This window comes from Lacticaseibacillus yichunensis (assembly GCF_003946405.1).
Classification (GTDB): Bacteria; Bacillota; Bacilli; order Lactobacillales; family Lactobacillaceae; genus Lacticaseibacillus; species Lacticaseibacillus yichunensis.
The window spans coordinates 46,773-68,455 of sequence record NZ_RHOG01000004.1 but is presented as its reverse complement, the minus strand read 5'-3'; the positions used below and the strand labels follow the sequence as shown (position 1 = coordinate 68,455).

General features: G+C 55.7%; 21 protein-coding genes. 12 read left to right on the top strand and 9 right to left on the bottom strand.

The window, feature by feature from the left end; translation table 11 throughout:
• Positions 1 to 53: 53 nt before the first annotated feature.
• From EKM95_RS02420 to EKM95_RS02410, 3 genes are all read right to left on the bottom strand, one after another.
• Complete coding sequence (locus tag EKM95_RS02420) at positions 54 to 569, bottom strand: hypothetical protein (RefSeq protein ID WP_164510054.1); 516 nt, start codon at positions 567 to 569, stop codon at positions 54 to 56.
• Positions 560 to 862, bottom strand: a complete 303-nt coding sequence (locus EKM95_RS02415) for a hypothetical protein (RefSeq protein ID WP_125696244.1) — start codon at positions 860 to 862, stop codon at positions 560 to 562. Before EKM95_RS02415 ends, EKM95_RS02420 begins: the two co-directional genes overlap by 10 nt.
• A 211-nt stretch (positions 863 to 1,073) precedes the next feature.
• On the bottom strand, positions 1,074 to 1,967 hold the full coding sequence (locus tag EKM95_RS02410) for a phosphate ABC transporter substrate-binding protein (RefSeq protein ID WP_125696243.1): 894 nt from the start codon (positions 1,965 to 1,967) through the stop codon (positions 1,074 to 1,076).
• 190 nt (positions 1,968 to 2,157) lie between these two features.
• Between EKM95_RS02410 and EKM95_RS02405 the strand changes: the two genes are divergently transcribed.
• A complete protein-coding gene (locus EKM95_RS02405; RefSeq protein ID WP_125696242.1) occupies positions 2,158 to 3,588 on the top strand; it encodes an MFS transporter in 1,431 nt (476 codons plus the stop codon).
• Positions 3,589 to 4,344: 756 nt separating this feature from the next.
• On the opposite strand, the gene EKM95_RS02400 is transcribed toward EKM95_RS02405, so the two are convergent.
• Together EKM95_RS02400 and EKM95_RS02395 are read right to left on the bottom strand one after the other, a co-directional pair.
• On the bottom strand, positions 4,345 to 5,589 hold the full coding sequence (locus EKM95_RS02400; protein WP_125696241.1) for a toxic anion resistance protein: 1,245 nt from the start codon (positions 5,587 to 5,589) through the stop codon (positions 4,345 to 4,347).
• A complete protein-coding gene (locus tag EKM95_RS02395) occupies positions 5,582 to 6,313 on the bottom strand; it encodes a 5-bromo-4-chloroindolyl phosphate hydrolysis family protein (protein ID WP_125696240.1) in 732 nt (243 codons plus the stop codon). The genes EKM95_RS02400 and EKM95_RS02395 overlap by 8 nt, the downstream gene beginning before the upstream one ends.
• 151 nt (positions 6,314 to 6,464) lie before the next feature.
• On the opposite strand from EKM95_RS02395, the gene EKM95_RS02390 reads away from it, so the two are divergent.
• The 7 genes from EKM95_RS02390 to mnmA all read left to right on the top strand — a co-directional run bounded on the left by EKM95_RS02390 (position 6,465) and on the right by mnmA (position 12,285).
• A complete protein-coding gene (locus EKM95_RS02390; RefSeq protein WP_125696239.1) occupies positions 6,465 to 7,016 on the top strand; it encodes an NUDIX hydrolase in 552 nt (183 codons plus the stop codon).
• The gene (locus EKM95_RS02385) at positions 7,009 to 7,281 is read left to right on the top strand and encodes a hypothetical protein (RefSeq protein WP_125696238.1); all 273 of its coding nucleotides are present in this window, start codon (positions 7,009 to 7,011) and stop codon (positions 7,279 to 7,281) included. The genes EKM95_RS02390 and EKM95_RS02385 overlap by 8 nt, the downstream gene beginning before the upstream one ends.
• A gap of 18 nt (positions 7,282 to 7,299) precedes the next feature.
• Positions 7,300 to 7,992: a 5'-methylthioadenosine/adenosylhomocysteine nucleosidase gene (locus EKM95_RS02380; protein ID WP_125696237.1), complete on the top strand. Its 693-nt coding sequence runs from the start codon at positions 7,300 to 7,302 to the stop codon at positions 7,990 to 7,992.
• 139 nt (positions 7,993 to 8,131) lie between these two features.
• A complete protein-coding gene (locus tag EKM95_RS02375; RefSeq protein WP_125696236.1) occupies positions 8,132 to 9,292 on the top strand; it encodes a cysteine desulfurase family protein in 1,161 nt (386 codons plus the stop codon).
• A 66-nt stretch (positions 9,293 to 9,358) separates the two neighbouring features.
• On the top strand, positions 9,359 to 9,703 hold the full coding sequence (locus EKM95_RS02370) for a DUF1831 domain-containing protein (RefSeq protein WP_125696235.1): 345 nt from the start codon (positions 9,359 to 9,361) through the stop codon (positions 9,701 to 9,703).
• A gap of 228 nt (positions 9,704 to 9,931) precedes the next feature.
• The gene (locus tag EKM95_RS02365) at positions 9,932 to 10,768 is read left to right on the top strand and encodes an aldo/keto reductase (protein ID WP_125696234.1); all 837 of its coding nucleotides are present in this window, start codon (positions 9,932 to 9,934) and stop codon (positions 10,766 to 10,768) included.
• Between the two features lie 386 nt (positions 10,769 to 11,154).
• The gene (gene mnmA, locus EKM95_RS02360) at positions 11,155 to 12,285 is read left to right on the top strand and encodes a tRNA 2-thiouridine(34) synthase MnmA (RefSeq protein ID WP_125696233.1); all 1,131 of its coding nucleotides are present in this window, start codon (positions 11,155 to 11,157) and stop codon (positions 12,283 to 12,285) included.
• Positions 12,286 to 12,504: 219 nt separating this feature from the next.
• Here the strand turns inward: mnmA and EKM95_RS02355 are convergent, their stop codons facing one another.
• Positions 12,505 to 12,759, bottom strand: a complete 255-nt coding sequence (locus EKM95_RS02355) for a hypothetical protein (RefSeq protein WP_125696232.1) — start codon at positions 12,757 to 12,759, stop codon at positions 12,505 to 12,507.
• A 211-nt stretch (positions 12,760 to 12,970) separates the two neighbouring features.
• On the opposite strand from EKM95_RS02355, the gene EKM95_RS02350 reads away from it, so the two are divergent.
• From EKM95_RS02350 to EKM95_RS02335, 4 genes are read left to right on the top strand one after another with little or no spacing between them, the layout of a single operon-like run.
• Entirely contained in the window at positions 12,971 to 13,633 is a 663-nt protein-coding gene (locus EKM95_RS02350) for a histidine phosphatase family protein (RefSeq protein WP_125696231.1), read from the top strand.
• A 10-nt stretch (positions 13,634 to 13,643) separates the two neighbouring features.
• Positions 13,644 to 14,309, top strand: coding sequence for a tetratricopeptide repeat protein (locus EKM95_RS02345; RefSeq protein WP_125696230.1), 666 nt, complete (start codon positions 13,644 to 13,646; stop codon positions 14,307 to 14,309).
• Positions 14,302 to 16,851, top strand: a complete 2,550-nt coding sequence (gene recD2, locus EKM95_RS02340) for an SF1B family DNA helicase RecD2 (protein WP_125696229.1) — start codon at positions 14,302 to 14,304, stop codon at positions 16,849 to 16,851. The genes EKM95_RS02345 and recD2 overlap by 8 nt, the downstream gene beginning before the upstream one ends.
• 1 nt (position 16,852) lies before the next feature.
• Positions 16,853 to 18,064, top strand: coding sequence for a GNAT family N-acetyltransferase (locus tag EKM95_RS02335; RefSeq protein WP_125696228.1), 1,212 nt, complete (start codon positions 16,853 to 16,855; stop codon positions 18,062 to 18,064).
• 331 nt (positions 18,065 to 18,395) lie between these two features.
• On the opposite strand, the gene EKM95_RS02330 is transcribed toward EKM95_RS02335, so the two are convergent.
• From EKM95_RS02330 to EKM95_RS02320, 3 genes are all read right to left on the bottom strand, one after another.
• Complete coding sequence (locus EKM95_RS02330; RefSeq protein WP_125696227.1) at positions 18,396 to 19,352, bottom strand: diacylglycerol/lipid kinase family protein; 957 nt, start codon at positions 19,350 to 19,352, stop codon at positions 18,396 to 18,398.
• A gap of 144 nt (positions 19,353 to 19,496) precedes the next feature.
• Positions 19,497 to 21,179: a ribonuclease J1 gene (gene rnjA / locus EKM95_RS02325; RefSeq protein ID WP_125696226.1), complete on the bottom strand. Its 1,683-nt coding sequence runs from the start codon at positions 21,177 to 21,179 to the stop codon at positions 19,497 to 19,499.
• Positions 21,176 to 21,397 (bottom strand): DNA-dependent RNA polymerase subunit epsilon, encoded by a 222-nt coding sequence (locus EKM95_RS02320; RefSeq protein ID WP_125696225.1) that lies wholly within the window; start codon positions 21,395 to 21,397, stop codon positions 21,176 to 21,178. The genes rnjA and EKM95_RS02320 overlap by 4 nt, the downstream gene beginning before the upstream one ends.
• Positions 21,398 to 21,683: the final 286 nt, after the last annotated feature.

Here is a 21,683-nt window from a genome sequence, read left to right as displayed (position 1 = left end):
TCAAAAGGGGTCGCACAGGCATGTTAATTGCCTGCGCGACCCTTTTGCGTGGTCTAATATGTCAGAATCGAATAATCGTTGATCACTGCACCTGGACGAATCGGAAAAATACGGATGCTACTGAGGATAGTCGGCATATACGTCAGGTAGATCTTCGTCTGGAAGGCCCCGTCGTCGACAACGTGCACATAACTGTTCAACCCGGATGCTCGGTTTTCCGGGTCCGCTGGGTGAAGCACCTGCACGTGGTCCCGCTGAAAAGCCGTATCCGGCAGGTGGTCGAGCAGGGTGGTGAGCGCCTGCTGAAGGGCGGCATGCACCGCCACCAGTTGATCCGCTGAAAGCACAGGGGCCTTGGCCTTGACGTACAACGTCACATTTTCGGCCATCGCGTTGGCACCCAGAATCAGTGCCGCCATATCGTCTTCGGTCAGCTGGACCTGCGTGTAAGGAATGTCCGTCAAGGCGAGCGGTTCGCCAAAACCGGGATCCATGATGCGGAAACGCTCAACGCGAATAGTCAGATTGAGGTTCGCAATCAGCGTATAGTCGTAGGGCGTCATTTCCAAGCTTTTCCGTCGTAGGTCCGAGCGCTAGAAGCTGGCCCCAGGGCATCGGTCAAAATCGAGATCACCTCTGTCTCGCTGGCCTCGTCGCCGTCTGACAGGGTGAGATGTGTCCCGTCTGTGCCATGCCGAGCTTCAAGCGTCACGCCATTCAACGTCCCAATGATGTACTTATATTGATCGGTTGCGGGGTCGTCTGGGTCGCGCCGCTCGAATTCATCGACGCGGCCCTGCCAATCCAAAATCACATCATAGATGTCTGCGATATCCCACTGCGTCGCGATTGTTTGTGTCAATGCGCATCTCTCCCTTATCCGTTTTGTCAGTCTCAGTATAGCAGATGTGTGCGTGGCGGGCGGTCCAGGGAAAACGCGAGGTGACACTATTTTCGGGTGCAGTTGAAACCGGTTTGCGATGGTAGAAATGAAGGGGCCAAAGCGCGCAAATGGGCCTGCCCTTTTTTGAACAAAAAAAGCGATGCCGCAATTGGCACCGCTGATGTGGGCATTATTTAACGTCTTCGATCTTGCCGTCATGGGTCCGGGCGACTTTCATCGCGGTCATGGCCACATAGCCCATTTTCTTGACGAGGCTGTTTTGGACCGCGGCGGACTGGATGTAGTTGATGAATTTAGCAACGCCGGCAGTCGGGGCGCCCTTGGTGTACATGTGCTCGTATGCCCAGACTTGCCACTTGTTCGTCGTCACGTTGTCGTCGGTCGGCTCAACGCCATCGATACTGAGCTTGTCGACGCCGGACTGAATGGCGGAAAAGGCGAGGTAGCTGATGGCGCCAGGGGTGCTGGCGACCATCTTCATGACGGTGCCGCTGGAATCCTGTTCTTGGGCGGTCATGACCTTGTCCGTTTTCAGGGCCAATTTTTCAAAAGTGGCGCGGGTGCCAGAGCCTTGCGCGCGGTTGATCACGACGATCGGTTGGTCCTTGCCGCCAAGTGCCTTCCAGTTCTTCACTTTGCCGGTGAAAATGTCGACCAGCTGCTTGCTCGTCACGTTTTTCACGCCAACGCCAGGATGAACGACCGGGGCGATACCGACCACGCCGACCTGATGATCGACCAATTTGTTCGCGTCGATGCCGTCTTTTTCCTGGGCAAAAATGTCGGAGTTGCCGATCGTGACCGCGCCGCTGGCTACCTGGCTGAGGCCAGCACCGGAGCCGCCGCCTTGAACGGTGATGTCGGCACCAGGGGTCTTCGCCTGATAATCTTGCGCCGCCTGTTCGACCAGCGGCTGAAGCGCGGTGGAGCCGACTGCAACGATCTTGGTCTGCTCGGTCTGCACACTGCCGGATAGTTCCTTAGCGCCTTTTGTGCTTTGCGAGCCGCAGCCGGCCAAGGTGAGCAGGATGGTGAAGCCGAGGATCAATGTACTTTTCTTCATGTCATTCGCCTCCGTGTTTGAATACACTAAGCATAGGCGAGTCTTGTAAAATTCCATGACTTGGCGCGTATCAAAAACGTTGTGGCGGTAAAAAGATGGCCTCGATCTTGTATCGGTGCCGTAAAAACGAATTTTGTTTTTCAGAAAATGATGGCGTATAATACCACAAGAACCGAAGGAGGGTACCCACATGCAAAATTATGTCGATGATCCAGTGGTGCAAAAACATCGCTGGTGGATCATTACCGCGGTCGGAATGTTCACCATCATGTCCACACTTGATGCCTCGATCGTGAATATCGCACTGCCGGTAATGAGCCGCGACTTGCACATTCCCATGAACCAGGCGGAGTGGGTGGTCTCGATCTACCTGATCGTGATCTGCGCCTTGTTGCTATTGATGGGAAAACTGGGCGATACGATCGGTAAAATTCGGGTCTTCCGCATCGGCACCGTGCTCTTCACGATTGGTTCGCTGTTCGCGGGTTTCAACCACAGCTTTATGTTGCTGCTGGCGGCGCGCTTCGTTCAGGCGCTTGGGGCCTCGATGACGATGGCGACCAACAACGGCATCATCACTGAAGTCTTTCCATTTAAGGAACGCGGCAAGGCCCTCGGGCTGATTGGCTCCTTCGTGGCGGTCGGCTCGATCGCCGGCCCAGGGCTTGGGGGCCTGATTCTCGGCGCATTGCCTTGGGGTTATATCTTCTGGATCAACGTGCCGATCGGAGTGGCGACCATCATCATCGGCCAGGTCGTTTTGCCAAAAGACATCCGCCAGACCCATGCCCGCATCGACTGGCTCGGCTTTGGCAGCTTCTTTGTCACCATCGTCGCGTTGTTTGTCGGCATCTTCATCGGCCAGGTGACCGGCTTCGCGGCGCCCCTGGTGCTTGCCTTGTTTGCCGTTGCGGTTGTGGCGCTGGGTCTGTTTTTGGTCACGGAGCGGGGCGTCGCTGAGCCCTTGGTCTCACTGAGCCTGTTTAAAAATTTTGAGTTCTCGATCAGTTTGTTGGCGGGCTTCATGATCTTCATCACCAACTTCTTCTTCAACGTGATCGCGCCGTTTTATCTGGAAAATGCGCGGGGATTGGGTGCGACCAAGGCAGGGTATCTCCTGATGGTTTTCCCGATCGTCCAAGTGGTGGTGGCACCACTTGCCGGCAGTTTGTCGGATAAAATTGGGCCGTACAAGATCACGCTGGTCGGCTTGATTTTGATTCTGTTTAACCAGCTCGGTTATGCAGTGCTCGGCCTGAGCACCCCGTGGGCAGTGGTGGCGCTGCTGATCGGGCTGGTCGGCCTTGGCAACGGGGTGTTCCAGTCGCCGAACAACACAATCGTCATGTCCTCTGTGGCGCCGTCTGAGCTGGGCATCGCTGGCGGATTGAACGCGCTGGCGCGGAACCTCGGCATGGTCGTGGGCATCTCAACGGCGACCACCGTGCTCTTCAGCGCGATGAGCGCGCATGCAGGGAAAAAGGTGACGACCTATGTGGCTGGCCGTCCCGACCTGTTCATCGGCGGGATGCATGTGGTCTTTCTGGTCGCGGCCGGCTTCTGTGTGGTATCGATCTTATTGACAGCCACCCGGATGATCGCGATGCGCAAGGCACATTGAGCCACCTTTTAAAAATACTGGGACGGTCCATCGCAGGGCCGTCCCAGTTTGTCAATGTGCCCAAAAATTGGCACGTTTTTTTGTGCATGTTTAGATTTTTTGTCGATTCTCACTTTTTTGAAAAAAGGTCAGAATCGAAAATGAATATTTTGGGGCTATGTACGACAAACACACCGGTCGACGTGTCCTTTCAGGCATGGCCAGTGTGTTTGCGTGATTTTAGATTAGGATACTGCGGGCGCCTTGCCTGTGGGGCTTGGCACGATCAGATTTCAACTGCGACAGCGTGATCAAAGGTCGATACTTACTGCCGGACAACGAGGCGACTGAAGAACCGTCGCGCTGGTAAAACTGGTAATACGGGTAGAACGATGGAACTGTGGAACTGACCCACTCCCCTAATTTATGACACCACTGACTCGGATGCCCTTCATAGCAGCCACTCTAGGTTTGCGTACGGTATCCCCCGCACTGGGTCCGCCTGCCTCGGGGGAGATCGTTCCGTGTGGCCACACCAGAAGCCCCTTCTGCTGTCGATTAATATAGCATTTTGAAAACGGTTTTGTCAACTTTATTTGACGGTCAATGAAACGCCCAAAACCGCATAGAAGGGGCGTTTTGAACAATGTCTTGTCAGTCTGCGATATATTTATTTAAAATAACTTTCTCTGAGCCAAGGATTCGCGAAAAAAAGAGGCACCACAGCTTTCGCCATCGCGTCTCTCAGAGAACTTGCTGAACTGGTTGCCGCCCGCGTTATTGCGGGGTCGTGCCGCCCATTTTGCCCGAAGTATAGTCCAGCAGGTGATTCTTGAGATCGTTTTCCATCTTGGTGAGTTCTTGTTCGGCGGCTTGGCGCTTGACCCGGCCATCTTGTTGAATCTGGAGGGTCTGCTTCAAGGTGTCGACCAAGTCGTTCTGCGTCTGCGTCAAGGTCTCGATGTCGACGACGCCACGTTCGTTTTCCTTTGCCGTTTCGACTGCCGAGATCTTCAGCATCGCGCTGTTTTTCTTCAGCAGGTCGTTGGTGGTCTCAGAAACTTCGCGCTGGGCCGTGACCGCGTCCTTTTGCCGAAGTAGGGTAAGGGCGATGGCGACCTGATTTTTCCAAAGCGGAATCGCGGTGTTGATGCTGGCCTGGATCTTTTCCGCCAGCGCCTGGTTGGTGTTTTGAATCAGGCGAATCTGCGGCGCTTGCTGCAAGGTGATCTGGCGGGCGAGCTCAAGGTCATAGGTCCGTTTTTCAAGGCGTGACTGGAATTCCTTGAGGTCGTTGACTTCCTGGACCTTCATTTGGTCGCCGGAGTCCTGCGCCTCTTTCATTGCGGCCGGAATGGTGGTCGTTTCCAGTTCGTCGAGCTTCATCTTCGCGGCGCCGATGTAGATGTTCAGGGCGTCAAAATACGCCTTGTTCTGGGCGTATAATTCGTCCAGCATCTTATTGTCCGTCAGCAGGCCTTTTTGCTCCTTGTCGAGGCGATTGGCGATGCCGTCGATCTGCGCGCCGATCTTTTGATACTTCGCGGTGATCTCAAAGATCGACCGGCGGACCTTGCCGAAGATCTTTTTGAAAATATTGTTGTCTTCGGCCCGCAATTCGTCAGGATTCGCTTCGTTGAGGCGCGCCATCAAGGAGGTGAGGGCGTCGCCGACCGCACCGGTGTCTTGACTTTGCACCTGATCCAGCATGGTCTGGGAAAATTGACCCAGTTGCTTTTGCGCGCTTGCGCCGTAGTTCAGGACCGAGTCGGTGTTTCGTACGTCGATCTGGCTGGCGAGGTCCTTGGCCTGCGCTTCCTGTTCAGGCGTCAGGCGCGGGCGGCCGTCTTGCTGGGCGGGCTCCTGGGCGGCGGCGGTGGTCAGGGGCTGGGTGTTGGCAAACGGCTGGCGCAACAAGTCATTGACCAGTTGGGATTGCTCGACGGTCTGGGCCTGGCTCGAGGCGTTTTGCTCAGCAGCTGGCTGCAGTGGTTCAACAGGTTGATTATTTTCTTCAGTCATGTGGATGCTCCATTTCTTCTTTGATCGGATCGGTGAGATTGACACGACGATTGAGCGGCTGGGTGCTTTCCGGAATTTCGGCGGCTTGCTTTTTGGCGAGATCGATGTCGGCTTCAAGGTCATCCAGGTCGGTCTCCACAAAATTCGCATAGTCGGCGCGAATTTTCCCGGCTAGATCACTGATGGTGTTGCCCGCAGTGGTCAGGACGGCAAACGTGTCATCCGTTTTGACCTCGTGATGGCTGATTGTCTCGTATTTCTGCGCGATGCTCAGCAAGTTCGGCAACATTTCGTAAATAAAATGGCCGGCCGCGCTCAGTTTCTTAGGATTGGCCACGATTGCCTTGAAGTATGCATGCAAAATGGTGCTCAGATCGGCATTGGTCGCGATCGCCCGCAACTTCGGTACGCGCTGGGTGACCGCCTCGAAGGCCTGAATCTGATCGCTGGTGGTGTCCATTGTGTCCCGAAAGACTTTGACGTCGTTGCCGGCCAGCCCTGATTGCTCGTAATGCTTGGCCATTTGCTCTGACAAGGGCGGGGTCTCGGGCTCGGTCGGCTGCGGTTTGGGTCGCGACAATTCGCCGATCAACCTGGCCCCGCCGAACACGAGCAGGGTGAAAATTGCCAGCCACAGGCGGCCGGAGAGGGCCCCAAGCGCGAGGCCGGCCAGCGCCCACACGCCCACACGCCACCACCGGATCTGTTTTTGTCCGCTTTTCATTCCGTTCACTTCCTAGGTTATTGTGACTCAATTTTAGCATATAAAATGGGGGTCTGGCTCCGCCTCTAGATTGAGTTTCGTTAAGAATTTATTAGCGCATTTGCCAAAACGCCGCGCATTGGTATGATAGGAAGGAAAGGAACGTGGCAGCATGGCAAAAGAAGTCATTCGTTCGGAAAAAACGTTGTACCGGGGCCAGATTCTCACGTTGAGTCAGGCCACCGTTTTGCTCCAAGACGGCACGACGGCGACCCGCGAAATTGTGCGAACCACTGGCGCGGCGGCAATCTTGGCGCTAAACGGTGACAAGGCCCTATTTGTGCGGCAATGGCGCACCCCGCTGAACCGCGAAACGCTGGAGCTTGTGGCGGGTAAGATCGAGCCAAAGGAAACGCCGCTGGCCGCTGCGAAACGCGAGCTGAATGAAGAGGCAGGGCTTGAGGCTGGCACTTGGCGGCCGCTTACCAGTTTTTTTCAAAGCGCGGGTTTCTCCGATGCCAAGACCACGTTGTTTCTCGCAACTGGCCTGACGCCTGCCTTGCACAAGCGCGCCATGGATCCCGGCGAGTTCGTTCAGGTGCAATGGTTGACGTTGGCGCAGGCGCAAGCGGCCCACCAAGACGGGCGGCTGTGTGACGCCAAATCGACCCTGGGGCTTGCCCTGTGGGAATTGGAACAGAAAGCAGGGAACGCACATGGCTGAATTGACGCGCAAAGAGTACCGCCAGCAGCAAAAAAACGCGCAACGCCAAGCTGCCGCGCGCGATGAAAAACGGCAAGAAGTCGAACGCGACTACGCCAAACAACAGCGCGAGGCTGAACGCGAAACGGTGCTTGCGGGTGCCGGCGACCAGCGGCTTGATCCGAGTTTTCAAAAGGTCAACGCGCTCAAGAAAAAACTGAACTGGGCAATCGGCATTGTGGTGGTCCTGATCATCATCACGTATGCCGTCATGCTCATCTTATAATAGAAGGAAGTCAACTGAATGAAACTCGGTATTATCTGCGCCATGGAAGAAGAGATCCGCACGCTGGTCAACCAGCTGACTGACCGACAAGAAACGCTGGTCGCCGGTCAACGCTTTTATTCTGGCCAGCTAGCCGGACACGAGGTCGCCTTGGTCGAATCGGGCATCGGCAAAGTGCAAGCGGCGCTCACTGCGGCCGTGTTGTTGGAAGTGTTCAAGCCAGATCTCCTGATCAACACAGGGAGCGCCGGTGGCATCGGCGAAGGTCTTGCAATCGGCGATGTCGTGATCTCCGATGCAGTCGCGTATCACGACGTCGACGCCACGGCTTTTGGCTACCTGCCAGGCCAGCTGCCCCAGCAGCCGCAAAAATTTGAGGCGGACGCTACAGCTGTTGCGGCAATCGCCGAGGCCGCGCGAGACGTTGCGCTAACGACCCATGTTGGCCTGATCGTTTCCGGTGATCAGTTCATTGCCAGCAAGCCCGCCATTGGCAAAATTTTGGCGATCTACCCAGACGCGTTGGCCAGTGAAATGGAAGGCGCGGCGATCGGCCAAGTGGCACATCAATTCGGTGTACCGTTTGTCATCATCCGCGCGATGAGTGATGTCGGCGACGAAAGCGCCTCGGTCAATTTTGACGATTTTATCATCGATGCCGGCAAGCAAAGCGCCCAAATGCTGCTGGCATATCTCAAGAACAACTCATAAGGGTGCGGCGCGCGGCGTTTAGGTCTGAGCAGCTAGTTTGGGCCAGACACTTGGGGGCGGTCTTAGCCCCGAGTGACTGGGTCAGTTAGATGTCCACCCATGCGCACCGAGCCCCAACTCAACTAAGGAAGTGGCTTTTTTGGAACACATTTATCTCGACAACGCCGCCACCACTCCGATGGCCAAGCCTGTCATTGACGCCATGACCACGCAGATGGCCGAAGATTTTGGCAATGCGAGCTCGACCCACTGGTTTGGTCGGCAAGCGCACACGGTCTTGGACGACGCCCACCAAGTGATGGCAAACAGTATTCATGCCAAGCCAGGCGAAATTGTTTTCACCTCAGGGGCGACGGAGGCCAACAATACCGCGATCACCCAGACGGCGCATGCGCGGGCGGCGCTTGGCAAACACATTATCACCACCGCCATCGAGCATCCCAGTGTGCTCAAACCGCTGGCGGCACTTGAACAAGAGGGCTTCACCGTCACCTATCTGCCAGTCGATGAAAATGGCGTGATCAGCCTCGCCGATTTTGATGCGGCGCTGGACGACCAAACGATTCTTGTCACGATCATGATGGGCAACAATGAAGTTGGCTCTGTCATGCCGATCGCGGCGATCGCTGAGCGTTTGGCCGAGCATCAAGCCTGGCTCCATGTCGACGCGACCCAGGCGTATGGCCTGCTCGAATTCGACGTCCACGCGCTTGGCATCGACCTGTTGTCCGTTTCGGCCCATAAGCTGAATGGGCCAAAAGGAATCGGCTTTTTATACCGCCGAGAGGGCCTAAACTTCTCACCGTTTCTCAAAGGCGGGGAGCAGGAAATGAAGCGGCGCGCGGGCACGGAAAATATTCCGGCGATCGCCGGGTTCGCGGCGGCTGTCAAGTTGATCACCCCGCAGGAAAAAGCGGATCGGCAGGCCAAATACTACGGCCTCAAACAGCAGTTGATGCAGGATCTCACCATCAGTGGGGTCGCGTTCAAAGTCAATGGCCAAGTCGAACTGGACAACTTAAATCACGTCTTCAACATTTGGCTGCCAGGCTGCTCCACGTATGCCATGCAGACAAACCTCGACCTCGCCGGCTTTGCCGTTTCCGGCGGGTCCGCTTGCACCGCTGGCAGCCTCGAGCCGTCGCACGTCTTGACCGCGATGTTCGGCAAGGATAGCCCGCGTATTGGCGAATCGCTGCGCATTTCATTTGGCAAGGACACCACCGCCTTGGATATTTCTAAGCTGGCCACCGCGATCGCAAAAATCTCGACCCGCTTGCTCGCCAAACATGCCGGCTGACCAGTCGTCATGGTACAATGAAAAGGTAAACAATTGCGGCAGCGCCGCAGGTAAGGGGTGTCTCATATGGCATTAAGCACAACAGGGGCCGCGTTGGGTGATCAGAACACCTATCAGATCAGCCCGCAGATCAAACGTTACACCTTGATGGACGTTGGCTTCATCAAGACGAACAACGGCAACTTCCAGCTCGAGCGTTCGCTGGACCCGAATTCGCCTTACACCGCCGCCAACAAGCTCAAGATCACCGTCAGCAAGGATCTCGACAAGTTCCAGATCTCTGCGACCACAGGCAATGGCATGAAGGCCGTCGATATTTTTAAACACGACGCGACGAAAGACAACGTCGAGCAATACGAGTACCTCATGGATAACCTGATTGACCGCGGTGTCTTTGAGCTGAAAAAATAGATCAGAATGATGCCTCGTTGTGGCGCCGAATGCGGCCGCGGCGGGGCATTTTTCGTGGGCTGGGCGCGCAGACGGGCGGGGCGGCGCGGCGACCCGAGCGTATTACCGACTTCGTGGCGTCGGGGTTCCGGCCACCCGCGGGAAAAACGACCAGAATAAGCAGCGCTGCTATCATCTTTTTGGCGAAAACGGTATCATGAAGAGGACTTAACGAAAGGAGCGAATTTGATGACTATTTTGACAGAGACTTACACCTTGAATAATGGCGTTGAGATTCCAAAGGTCGGCTTTGGGACCTGGCAGATTCCAAACGGCCAAAAAGCGTATGACGCCGTGGCGGATGCGCTGCGTGCCGGCTACCGGCACATTGACACCGCGTTTGCGTACGGCAATGAGGAAAGTGTCGGCGCGGCGATCAAGGACAGCGGCCTGGCGCGCAAGGATGTGTTCATCACCTCCAAGCTGCCGGCCGAGGTCAAGGACGCCAAGAAGGTCGAAGGCTATTTTAACCAGACCATCCAAAACCTAGGTGTCGATTATCTTGATTTGTGGCTGATTCACGCGCCGTGGCCATGGAACCGCATCGGCGATAACCATGATAAGGACAACATCGCCGTGTGGGCGGAAATGGTCAAGCTGTACAAGGCTGGCAAGATTCGCGCGATCGGCATTTCCAACTTCAACGATCACGACATCGCCAACCTGATCGCCAATACCGACGTTGTGCCGGCCGTCGATCAGATTCGTTACTTCGCCGGCTTCACCCAGCCGAAGAACACCGCCGCCGCAGAAAAAGCGGGGATGCTGGTCGAGGCCTACTCACCGTTGGCTACAGGCGGCCTGCTCGATGACCCGACCATCACCCGCATCGCGGATAAAAACAACGTCTCCGTCGCCCAACTGGCCCTGCGCTTCTGCCTGCAAAACGGCACCCTGCCACTGCCAAAAGCCTCAAGCACCGCGCACATCGAAGCCAACACTAACCTGGACTTCGAGATCAGCGACGCAGACATGGCGACCCTGAACGCGCTCCCGCAACAACCAGGCAACAAGACCCAACACTGATCAACAAGCAAGCGACTCACCTCTGCGGCAAATGGAGGCGGGTCGCTTTTTTGATTTTGAGAGGTGGGGAGAAAGGGCAGACTGAGAGAGTGCTGAGGAAACGGACTAGCAACACCGAAAAAAGGACTGCACAAGTCGAATTCGTTTGGCAGAGCTGGGAAGAAATGATGCAACGATAAATTTGGTAGGACTCACCCAGCAAAGGGGCTATATATCTGCCAGGCATGGCTCATTTCAAGTGTTGGGAAATCTCAATGGCACTGAAAAGGCAATAGACTCTTCTACCGCTTACTTTTGCCAAGCATTGTGATTTTGCCCTGCACTGGTATAATGAGTCGTACTGGAATTTCGACCTTCAAATCGAATATTTTCAGATTCTACACGAAATGATGGTGATAGTTTTGGACAATTCCAACACCCGCATTGTCGTGGGCATGTCGGGCGGCGTCGATTCCTCGGTGACCGCGCTTCTGCTCAAGCAGCAAGGGTACGATGTTGTCGGTGTTTTCATGAAGAACTGGGATGACACCGATGAAAACGGCGTCTGTACGGCGACTACCGATTACGAGGACGTGGCGAAAGTTGCAGCCGAGATCGGCATTCCGTATTACGCGATCAATTTTGAAAAGGAGTACTGGGACCGCGTTTTCCAGTATTTCTTGGCTGAGTACAAGGCTGGGCGCACGCCGAACCCCGATGTGATGTGCAACAAGGAGATCAAGTTCAAGGCGTTTTTGGATTATGCCGAGGAACTCGATGCCGACTATATCGCGATGGGGCACTATGCGCAGCTGACCACCGACGAAAATGGGGTGCGCCACATGTTGCGCGGCGCCGATGCCAACAAGGATCAGACCTATTTTCTCAGTCAGCTGTCCCAGGCCCAGCTCGCCAAGTCGATGTTCCCGATCGGCGGCATGCAAAAGCCTGCCGTTCGCGCCTTGGCCGAGCAGTATGGGCTGGCCACCGCGCATAAGAAGGACAGCACGGGCATCTGCTTTATCGGCGAGCGCAACTTCAAGCAGTTCCTGTCGACGTATCTGCCGGCTCAGCCTGGCAAGATGATGACGGTGGACGGCGAGGAAAAGGGCACGCATGATGGCCTGATGTATTACACCATCGGCCAGCGTTCCGGCCTCGGCATTGGCGGTAATTCGGAAAATTCTGAGCCGTGGTTTGTCATCGGCAAGGATCTCGAGGCCAATGTGCTGTATGTCGGCCAGGGTTACAATAACCCAGCGCTGATGGCGACCAGCCTTGATGCGTCTGGTATGAACTTCTTCACCGGCGCGGCGCCGGCACAAGAGTTTCACTGCACGGCCAAGTTCCGCTATCGGCAGAAAGACACCGGCGTCACCGTTCATCTGGACGGCGATAAGGCCATTATCGCGTTCGATGAGCCGGTGCGCGCAATCACGCCGGGTCAGGCCGTTGTCTTGTATGACGGCGAGGAGTGCCTCGGTGGGGGCACCATTGACGTGGCTTACAACGACGCACGCGTCTTGCAGTACGTATAATTCATTCTGAGGTGCGAGCAAATAAAAAGGGGTCAGACGAAAAATTGTCTGACCTCTTTTTTGCAAGGGACTCGACCATAACCGCGCACCTTCACACTCTCAGTTGGGTTACGGTGCGCATGGTTGAGACAGCTAGGTACACCTGGCACTCGGGGCTAAGGACGGCCCCAAGCGCCAGGCTAGCCTACCTGCTCAACCATAACCGCGCACCTTCACACCCTATTTTTTACGCCGTTGCCACAGTACCCTTACGCCCAGCCAGACAAAAAACAAAACGCCAGCCAAGCCACTGATGGCCAGCGCCCCTGGCATCATTTTCACATCGAGCCCGGCGATCGAGGCGTTGATCAGCGTGCAAAAAGCCAGGTAGCCTGTCAGCGCCCCGAGCCATTGGCTGTCGCGGATGACGGCCAGCCATCCCGCGCCCGCGGTCAAGACGCCGCCGCCAAGCGCGATCAACAAGAATAGTCCCATGTCATCACTCCCCGGCAATATCGTAGCACGTCGCGCCAACCAATGGCCTTTGTCAACAAGAAAGGAACCGACCCAAGTCCCCAGGCGCGCAAAAACCAACATTGGTAGCCATTTCGTTGACGACCGATCGCCGGCCTGCCTTGAAATCCCGGCGTTGTTTCACCATAATAGGAAGATATACAGCCGCAGTGCGGCCGCGGGAGGACATGCTTTGACTCGGTTATATTTTGTGCGCCACGGAAAGACCCAATGGAACCTGGAGGGCCGCTATCAGGGGGCAAACGGGGACAGTCCGCTGTTGCCTGAGAGCTTTGATCAGATTCATCAGCTCGCCCAGTATTTGAAAAAGGTGCCGTTTGCGCATGCCTATGTCAGTCCCTTGCCGCGGGCGAAAACGACAGCCAATGTGCTGCTTAAAGACCTGGCGCAGGCCATTCCCGTGACCGTCACGGTGGGGATGCGGGAGTTTGATCTGGGCAAAATGGAAGGCCTCAAATTCACCGAGGTCGCCGAAAAATATCCAGATGCGTTGCACGCGTTTCGCCATGCTCCGGGCGAGTATCACGCCGAAGAGGTGGCAGGCGAATCCTTTGAGGCCTTGATCAAGCGGATGCAGCCGGTGGTCTTGGATGCGGTCCGGGCAGATACGACCGGCACTGCGAATCTTTTATTTGTCAGCCATGGCGCCGCGCTTGTGGCCCTGATTCAAAGTCTGCTTGGCACGCCGATCAAGGATATGCGCAAGGACGGCGGGCTGACCAACAGCAGTGTCACCATTTTAGAGGCACATGGCCCGAATTTGCCATTCACGCTATTGAAATGGAACGACACCGAATTTTTGACCAAGCCGCTTGAGGCGACAGACACGATCTAGGAGGCGCGAGATGACCAACGATCTCGTCAAACAATTTCAACGCGGGGACCACGATGAGGCGATTCATCGCGCGGTCCAGGCAATTGATGACCACCCACATGACCCGAAAAATTATGCGACGCTGGCGATGATGTTGATCAGCATCTCCGCCGATGATGAGGCGCGGGAATTGCTGGTCCAGGCGCTGGGCCTTTTTCCAAACGACCCGGAGCTCCTGTACGATTTTGGCGTGCTCGCGTATACGCAGGGCAATGATCAGCTGGCACTTTCCTATTTTCAACAAGTCACCGGCGCGAAGGGGACGCTTGGTGAAGACGCGCAATACATGACCGCCCTGGCCTATCAGCGCGCGGGGCAGCCGGCCAAGGCACTGGCGTTTGCGCTCACCGCCCATGAGGCCGCGCCGCACAAGGTCGATGCCGCGCTGTTGTGCGCGCAGCTGATGCTGGCAGTCGGTGCGTTTACCCAGGCGGATGAAGTGCTGGCGCCGCTTTTGGCCCGGAAAAATGCGCGCATCCTGTTCACCTATGCGATGAGTCAGGCGGCGCAAGGTAAGGATGGCAGTCAGTGGCTCGATGAGGCGAAACAACTCGATCCGGCTGGTTATGATCAAGAGGCCGGCCATGTCCGCGACATCGCGGGCTTTTTGAAGGCGCAGGGAGACAGCGATGAGTGATGACGAGGCGACGCTGTCCGGCCGGGTGAAAAGCATTTATTTTGAAAATGCGGCGAACTTCTTCAAGATCATGGAAGTCGCAGTCGGTACCGCGAGTTTCACCTGGGCGGAACCGACGATCGTGGTCACCGGCTCATTTGGCGACATCAAAGAAGACGAGGCGTACACGTTCACGGGCAAGCTCGTCAATCATCCGAAATACGGACCGCAATTTGCCGCGGACAATTATCACGCCGACCGCCCGACCAGCAAACAGGGGCTGGTCAATTATTTGAGTTCAGATAAATTTCCGGGCATCGGCACCAAAACAGCCGAGCGCATTGTTGAGGCGCTGGGTGTCACCGCGATCGATCAAATCATGAAGGACCCAGCTGTCTTGGTGCCGCTGGTGCCCAAGGCGGACCGGCGCAAAACGCTGATCGATACGCTTCAGGCCAATCTGGGGATGGAGCAGGTGATCATTGGCCTGAATGATTTTGGCTTCACGTCAAACATGGCCGCGAAGATCTATCAGACCTATGACACCGACGCGCTGGAAGTGATCAAGGAAAATCCGTACCAGCTGATCGCCGACATCGACGGCATCGGGTTCAAGCGTGCGGATGCCATTGCGGCGCGGCTGGATATTGCGCCCGATGACCCGACCCGGCTGCAAGGCGCTGTTTTCGACACGCTGTCCAGCTTGACCGATGGCGAAGGGGATACCTATGTCGCGCTCAAGCCGCTGCTGGACCAAAGCATCGGGCTACTTGAAAGTGCGCGCAACGTTGAGATCGCGCCCACAGCCGTGGCGGATGCGGTGCTGGCCCTGGCCAATGCCAACAAGGTCGTAGCAGATGGCGATAAGGTCTATCCCAAGCGCTTGTTCGACGCGGAATGGGAGATCGCGACACGGCTGCGCCAGATGACGGAAGGCGACACTAAGAAAGTCAAGGCGGCCCGCATGAAAAAAGCGTTGCGCGCCGCTGCCAAAGCCAGCGGGGTCACTTACGATGAGTCGCAGGAAACGGCAATCAAAAGCGCGATGGCTGCGCCTGTTTTTCTGCTCACCGGCGGACCAGGGACAGGAAAGACCACAGTCATCAATGGGATTGTCCACACCTATGCCGCGCTCAATGACTTGAGCCTTGATGTGAACAGCTACCAAGACGAGACGTTTCCAATCATGTTGGCGGCACCGACTGGTCGAGCTGCTAAGCGCATCGCCGAGACCACGAATTTGCCCGCCGGCACTATTCACCGCCTGCTGGGATTGGCAGTGGACAGCACCCAGTACGAACCCAAGGACCTGCCGGATGGGCTGCTGATCATCGATGAAATGTCGATGGTCGATACCTATCTCTTCCGCACGCTTTTGGCCGCGATTCATCCCGGCATCAAATTGATTTTGGTGGGGGATAAGGATCAGCTGCCAAGCGTCGGGCCCGGCCAGGTCTTTGCGGATCTGCTTCGCGCCGGCGTGTTGCCCGCCATGGAGCTGACGCACATTCACCGCCAGGACGCGTCGAGCTCGATTATTCCGTTCGCCCATGCGATCAACGAAGGCAAACTCCCGGCGGATTGGCAGCGCCCAGCCGCGGATCGCAGCTTTATTTTGTGCCCGCCGAACCAACTGCCCAAAGCAGTCGGCCAAGTTGTCGCCAAGGCCGGGGGAAAATTCGACCATACCGGCATTCAGGTGCTGGCCCCGATGTACCGCGGCGTGGCCGGCATCGACGAGCTGAACCCGATGATTCAAGATATTTTGAATCCGCTGCGTGATGCCCGGGCCAAGGAAGTTGTTTTTGGCAACGTCCGCTACCGCATCGGCGACAAGGTGCTCCAATTGGTCAATGATCCGGAAAATAATGTGTTTAATGGCGAGATCGGAATCATTCAAGGCATCATGGAGGGCAAATATACCGACAGCAAGACCGATGAGCTGACCATCGATTTTGACGGCAACGAATTACAATATAAACGCAATGACTGGACGAAGATCACCCTGGCTTATGCGACCTCGATTCATAAAGCCCAAGGGAGCGAATTTGACGTGGTCGTCTTGCCGCTGACCCTGCAGAGTCGGCGGATGTTGCGGCGAAACTTACTGTATACCGCGGTGACGCGCGCCCGCAACTTTTTGATCCTGATGGGTGACCCGCGTGCGTTTGAATTGGCGGTGCAGGAAGTGGCCGATAACCGCCATACCAGTCTCGTTGCCCGGCTTCAGGAGACCATGCCTGGACGGGTCGCGGTTGACAAGGCCAAACCAGCTCCGGATAATAAAGAAGAAACGCATGACGCACCGGTGGCAAAATCGGGAGTGGTTCCAACCACAGATTCAGCGCGTCCTCATGATGAAGCGAGGACTGGGGGTGCCGATGCGGCAGGCCCTGCGCAAGCTACAGAACCCGTGCCAGTCGGAGATTCAGAGCCTGCACCTGTCGGGGATGCTGCGATGCCGAACGATTGGCGCTTGACGCCGGATCTGGTACTCGCGCAATCGATCGACCCGATGATCGGCATGCAGGGCATTCGCCCAGAAAAGGAAAGTGAGTCATAACATGTCCAATATCCGCGATGACCTTGAGATCAGACGGGTGACGACGGATGATCTTGAGCAGTTCAACGACCTGCTCGCCTATGTTTTTCAAGTGACCGCCAAAGAAGTTGAGGAAAGCGGCTACGAAGACGGGGAACTGGAACGCGCCAAGCGCCCAGTCCTTGAAAAATCTGATGTGATCGGCTGGTTTCATGGCGATGAATTGATCTCGCAACTGGCGATCTACCCGTGTCGTGTGAATATTCACGGCACCGTTTTTGATATGGCCGGGCTGACCGGCGTCGGCACGTATCCCGAATACGCCGGCAATGGCCTGATGCACGACCTCGTCAAGCTGGGACTGGATCACATGCGGGAACATCATCAGTGGATCTCGTATCTTTATCCATACAGCATTCCGTTTTACCGGAAAAAAGGTTGGGAGATCATGTCCGATCATCTGACCTTTGACGTCAAAGACACGCAGCTGCCCAAGGCCATCGAGGTGCCTGGCCATGTCGAACGCCTCGATTCCGATGATGCGGATGTGATCGAGATCTATGACCGCTTTGCCGTGCACACCCACGGCGCAATGATCCGCAACCAGCTCAACTGGGATGAATACTGGCGCTGGGAAAATGAAGAGGAGCGCACCGCGGGCGTTTATTATGACGCAAACGATGTGCCCCAAGGCTTCGTGCTGTACTGGATCGCCGACGAGGTCTTTCACGTCAAGGAAATGGTCTACATCACGCAGGAAGCCCGGCTGGGATTGTGGAATTTTATTGCGGCCCATTTTTCCATGGTCGAGCATGTCAAAGGCAATATTTATAAAAATGAGCCGCTTCATTTTCTGCTTGAGGATGGCGATATTTACCAGACGATTCACCCGTATTATATGGCGCGCATCGTGGATGTCGCCGAGTTCCTGAAACGCTACCCATTTGCGGAGCCAGGCGAGCCTGTGCACTTCATCGTGTCCGATCCGCTGGCGGAATGGAACAACGGCATCTTTGGCCTTTACTGGAATCCCGATGGCAGTCCGCATGTCACCCGGCGGCCGGTGGGCGAGGCGGTCGAGCTGGACATTCAGACGCTGACAACCATGTTGATGAGTTACCGGCGGCCGTCGTATTTAGCCACGATCGAGCGCTTGACCGCGTCGAAGAAGGCATTGAAGATTCTTGAGAACGTCATTCCAATGGATGAGCCTTACTTCTCGGATTACTTCTGAGTGACATCTATTCAATAGAAAACACGTTTTGAGAAATTGAAATAGCCGGCCCCTGCGAGGATGGAAATCGCGGGGACCGGCTGTTTATTTGAGCTTTTGGTGTTGGGTGGGGACATCTAACTGTCTCGGGCACTCGGTGGCTAAGTGCGCCACCAAGCACCCGAGCCAAGTTAGCTGCCCCACCATAAGCGCGCACCTCTGCACCCTTACAGTTGGGCTCCGGTGCGCATGGTCGAGACAGCTAGGTACGCCCAGCACTCGATGGCTAAGAGCGCCATCAAGCGCTGGGCTAGCCTACCTGCTCGACCATAATCGCGCACCTCCGCACCCTTTATTTGTCCATTTCTCTTTTGATCCAGAAATTTTGCTGGGTGACGGTGAAGTCGAGTTCAAATGGGCGGCTGCCCATTTCCTCACCGTCCATTTGGCCAAACTCGAGGCTTGTGGTCTCGAGGTGGATGTGCGGGCTGGCGAAGTGATGCACGGCTTTGTACTTGAGATGCTTGTTGCGCAACATTTGCACCAGCAAAAAGAAAAAGTAGGGGATGTTTAGTTGCTCCACGACGATCAAGTCGAGCTTGCCGTCATCCGGCGTGGCGATGGGCAAGATCTTGATGCCGCCGCCAAAATAAGGATGGTTCGTCGTCGTGACGAGAAACGCGCGTTGAATCAGCGTCCGCTGGCCATCGACCGTCACTGCGACCGGAAATGGCTTGCGGGAGAAAAAGACGCGGATCACGCCGGCCACATAAGAGAGCGAGCCGAGGTGCACCCGGTTCAACACGCGTTTATAGCGACTGCGGTTCGTGGCTGCGATCACGGAGCCATCAAAGCCAACGCCGATGTTGTTGACGAAAATGCCGCTTTCGTCGCGGGTCGCTTCTGTGTATTGGCCAATGTCCAGCCGCAATGGTTTGTCTGCCGCAAGCACCTGGTCCAGTGCCTTCATCGGATCCTGCGCCATTTTGATGCCTCGGGCAAAATCATTCCCAGACCCCGCCGGAATGTAGGCCACCGGCATGTCTTTTTGCCTTGTTTTCCGCAGTCCGCAGATCGCCTGATTAAGCGTCCCGTCGCCGCCGATGACCATCAGTACAGCATTTTCCTGTTTGCCAAAGCTGCCGATCTGCCGCGCCAGTTGAACCGCGTGGCCTGCGTACCGCGAAACTTTGATCTCGTATGGAATGTGTTCATTGTCCAGGCGCGCGCGCACCTTTTTGAAAATGTTGACGGACATCCCTGAGCTTGCTGCCGGATTGAAAATTATATAGAAAAACGCCGCGCCCATCTCGATGCCCCTTTCAGAATCACTAGCCTTGATTATACCGGCTGAACCTGGCAAACACAATAACGGAGCAGGGTGTGAAGCAATTTTTTTCGCATGCAAAAAGCCGCTGAGCAAGTGGTGGTCCACTCACTTCGCGGCTTAATGTTATAACAGAATCAGCATTGGCAAGATCACGGGGTGGCGCTCAGTCTTATCAAACAGGAATTCCTGCAGTTTGGACGTAATTGCATCCTTTAACATGCCTTCTGTGACTTTTTCGTTTTGCTGGAACGTATTTTTGATCGTCCGGTAAACGCGGCGCTGAGCTTGGTTGATCAGCTCGCCGCTTTCACGCATGTAGATGAAGCCGCGGGAAAGCAGATCTGGGCCAGCCAGCACTGCTTGTTTTTGCATGTTGATCGTGGCAACGACCACGACCAGGCCTTCCTCAGACAACATGCGGCGATCGCGGATGACCGCGTTGCCGATGTCGCCGATGCCGGAGCCGTCGATGTAGACATCGCCGGAAGGAAAATGGCCGGCGCGGCGGGCGTGGTCCTTAGTCAGGGCCAAGACATCGCCGTTGTCCATGATGAAGCAATTTTCAGCAGGGACGTGGCACTCCTGAGCAAGCTCAGTGTGAATTTTCAACATCCGGTACTCACCGTGAATCGGCATGAAGAACTTCGGCTTCATCAGGCGGAGCATCAACTTCTGTTCCTCCTGGCCACCATGACCAGAAGTATGCACGTTGTTGACCTTACCGTGAATGACTTCGGCACCAGCTTCTTCGAGTTCGTTGATCACGTGGTTGACCGAAACGGTGTTGCCAGGAATCGGGTTCGACGAGAAAATGACAGTATCGCCGGGCTGAATGGAGATCTGTCGGTGCGTGCCGTTTGCGATACGTGACAAGGCCGCCATCGGTTCACCTTGCGAGCCGGTACACAAGATCATGACCTCGTTGGCCGGCAGGTGGTTGAGCTCATGCGGGTCGATCAGCTCGTCGTCAGTGACGTCGAGGTAACCGAGCTCGCGGCCGTTGATCATCGCTGTTTCCATGGACCGCCCAAACACCGCGATCTTGCGGCCGTGTTCACGCGCGGCGGAGATCGCCTGCGCCATCCGTGAAATGTTGGAGGCGAATGTCGCGAAAATAATGCGGCCTTCGATCCCATCGAAAATGTGGCGGATGCTGTGGCCAACAAAGCGCTCGGACTTCGTGAAGTTTGGCACCTCGGCGTTGGTCGAGTCGCTCATCAAAAGTAGGACGCCTTCTTCGCCAAGCTTGGCCATTTTCTGCAAGTTTGGCGCCGGCTGATCGCCAACTGGGGTCAAGTCGAACTTGTAATCCCCAGTTTCAACGATGACGCCTTGAGGGGTGTGCACCGCAACCCCCAGCGTATCTGGAATGCTGTGGGTCGTGCGGAAAAAGTCGACCGTGATCGGCCCAAATTTCAGCACGCTATCTTCTTTGAGCTCAAACATCTTGGTGGTGCGGGTCAGGCCGTGTTCCTCCAGCTTCCCGCGAATCAGCGCGGCAGCCAGCGGCGGGGCATAGACAGGCACATTTGGGACCTGCTTCAAAAAGTAGGGAATCCCGCCGATGTGGTCTTCATGTCCGTGTGTGATGACAAGGGCCTTGATCTTGTCTTGGTTTTGAACGAGATACGAATAGTCGGAAATCACGTAATCGATACCCAGCAGATCATCTTCCGGAAACTTGATCCCGGCATCGATAACGATGATCTCGTCGTGGTATTGAACCCCGTACATGTTTTTCCCGATCTCGCCGAGGCCGCCGATCGCAAAAACGGCCGTCTCGTTAGATTTGATGTTCAATTTCATTTGGCGGGGAACTCCGTCAATTTAAAAGTTGGCTCCTGCTTCTCGTAATCCAAGAAGTTGCCAGATAGTTCCTGCACGAGCTCGATGTTGTAGGGGGTATTGGCTTCAACTTTCGCGCGTGCTTCGACGGCGCTGGCCGCCTCGATATAGAGCGTTTCGGTGGTTTCGCGGCGAGGGTCGCGGACCTTATCCGATTGGTAAAGAACTTTATAGATCATACGTAAAACACCTTTCATTTAGTTTTGCGCCGCACAAAACAACCGCATCCGCGGATCCTTTGCACATTAGCCGGTCAAATGTTGACTACATCAACAGTTATCAATAGTGTAGCATAACTGCAAGGCAAGCGCCACGGGAAGCGGAAGCGCGGGCGGCCCGCCTGGATCAGCGGACGGCAGGTCATTTTTTGAAAATAGCGTCAGGAGGGTGCCGGCAATGTGCAAAATCGGCAGTTCGACTGATTGCCTTTCACTTCTAGGGGTGCGTATACTGAAGACAAAGGAG

Excerpts from the sequence above, each read along its gene's own strand:
- EKM95_RS02380 (WP_125696237.1), top strand. The coding sequence starts at position 7,300 with ATGAAACTCGGTATTATCTGCGCCATGGAAGAAGAGATCCGCACGCTG.
- EKM95_RS02385 (WP_125696238.1), top strand. The coding sequence starts at position 7,009 with ATGGCTGAATTGACGCGCAAAGAGTACCGCCAGCAGCAAAAAAACGCG.
- rnjA (WP_125696226.1), bottom strand. The coding sequence starts at position 21,179 with ATGAAATTGAACATCAAATCTAACGAGACGGCCGTTTTTGCGATCGGC.
- EKM95_RS02395 (WP_125696240.1), bottom strand. The coding sequence starts at position 6,313 with ATGAAAAGCGGACAAAAACAGATCCGGTGGTGGCGTGTGGGCGTGTGG.
- EKM95_RS02355 (WP_125696232.1), bottom strand. The coding sequence starts at position 12,759 with ATGGGACTATTCTTGTTGATCGCGCTTGGCGGCGGCGTCTTGACCGCG.
- mnmA (WP_125696233.1), top strand. The coding sequence starts at position 11,155 with ATGATGGTGATAGTTTTGGACAATTCCAACACCCGCATTGTCGTGGGC.
- EKM95_RS02320 (WP_125696225.1), bottom strand. The coding sequence starts at position 21,397 with ATGATCTATAAAGTTCTTTACCAATCGGATAAGGTCCGCGACCCTCGC.
- EKM95_RS02410 (WP_125696243.1), bottom strand. The coding sequence starts at position 1,967 with ATGAAGAAAAGTACATTGATCCTCGGCTTCACCATCCTGCTCACCTTG.
- EKM95_RS02345 (WP_125696230.1), top strand. The coding sequence starts at position 13,644 with ATGACCAACGATCTCGTCAAACAATTTCAACGCGGGGACCACGATGAG.
- EKM95_RS02330 (WP_125696227.1), bottom strand. The coding sequence starts at position 19,352 with ATGGGCGCGGCGTTTTTCTATATAATTTTCAATCCGGCAGCAAGCTCA.
- EKM95_RS02405 (WP_125696242.1), top strand. The coding sequence starts at position 2,158 with ATGCAAAATTATGTCGATGATCCAGTGGTGCAAAAACATCGCTGGTGG.
- EKM95_RS02335 (WP_125696228.1), top strand. The coding sequence starts at position 16,853 with ATGTCCAATATCCGCGATGACCTTGAGATCAGACGGGTGACGACGGAT.
- EKM95_RS02370 (WP_125696235.1), top strand. The coding sequence starts at position 9,359 with ATGGCATTAAGCACAACAGGGGCCGCGTTGGGTGATCAGAACACCTAT.
- EKM95_RS02390 (WP_125696239.1), top strand. The coding sequence starts at position 6,465 with ATGGCAAAAGAAGTCATTCGTTCGGAAAAAACGTTGTACCGGGGCCAG.
- EKM95_RS02365 (WP_125696234.1), top strand. The coding sequence starts at position 9,932 with ATGACTATTTTGACAGAGACTTACACCTTGAATAATGGCGTTGAGATT.
- recD2 (WP_125696229.1), top strand. The coding sequence starts at position 14,302 with ATGAGTGATGACGAGGCGACGCTGTCCGGCCGGGTGAAAAGCATTTAT.
- EKM95_RS02400 (WP_125696241.1), bottom strand. The coding sequence starts at position 5,589 with ATGACTGAAGAAAATAATCAACCTGTTGAACCACTGCAGCCAGCTGCT.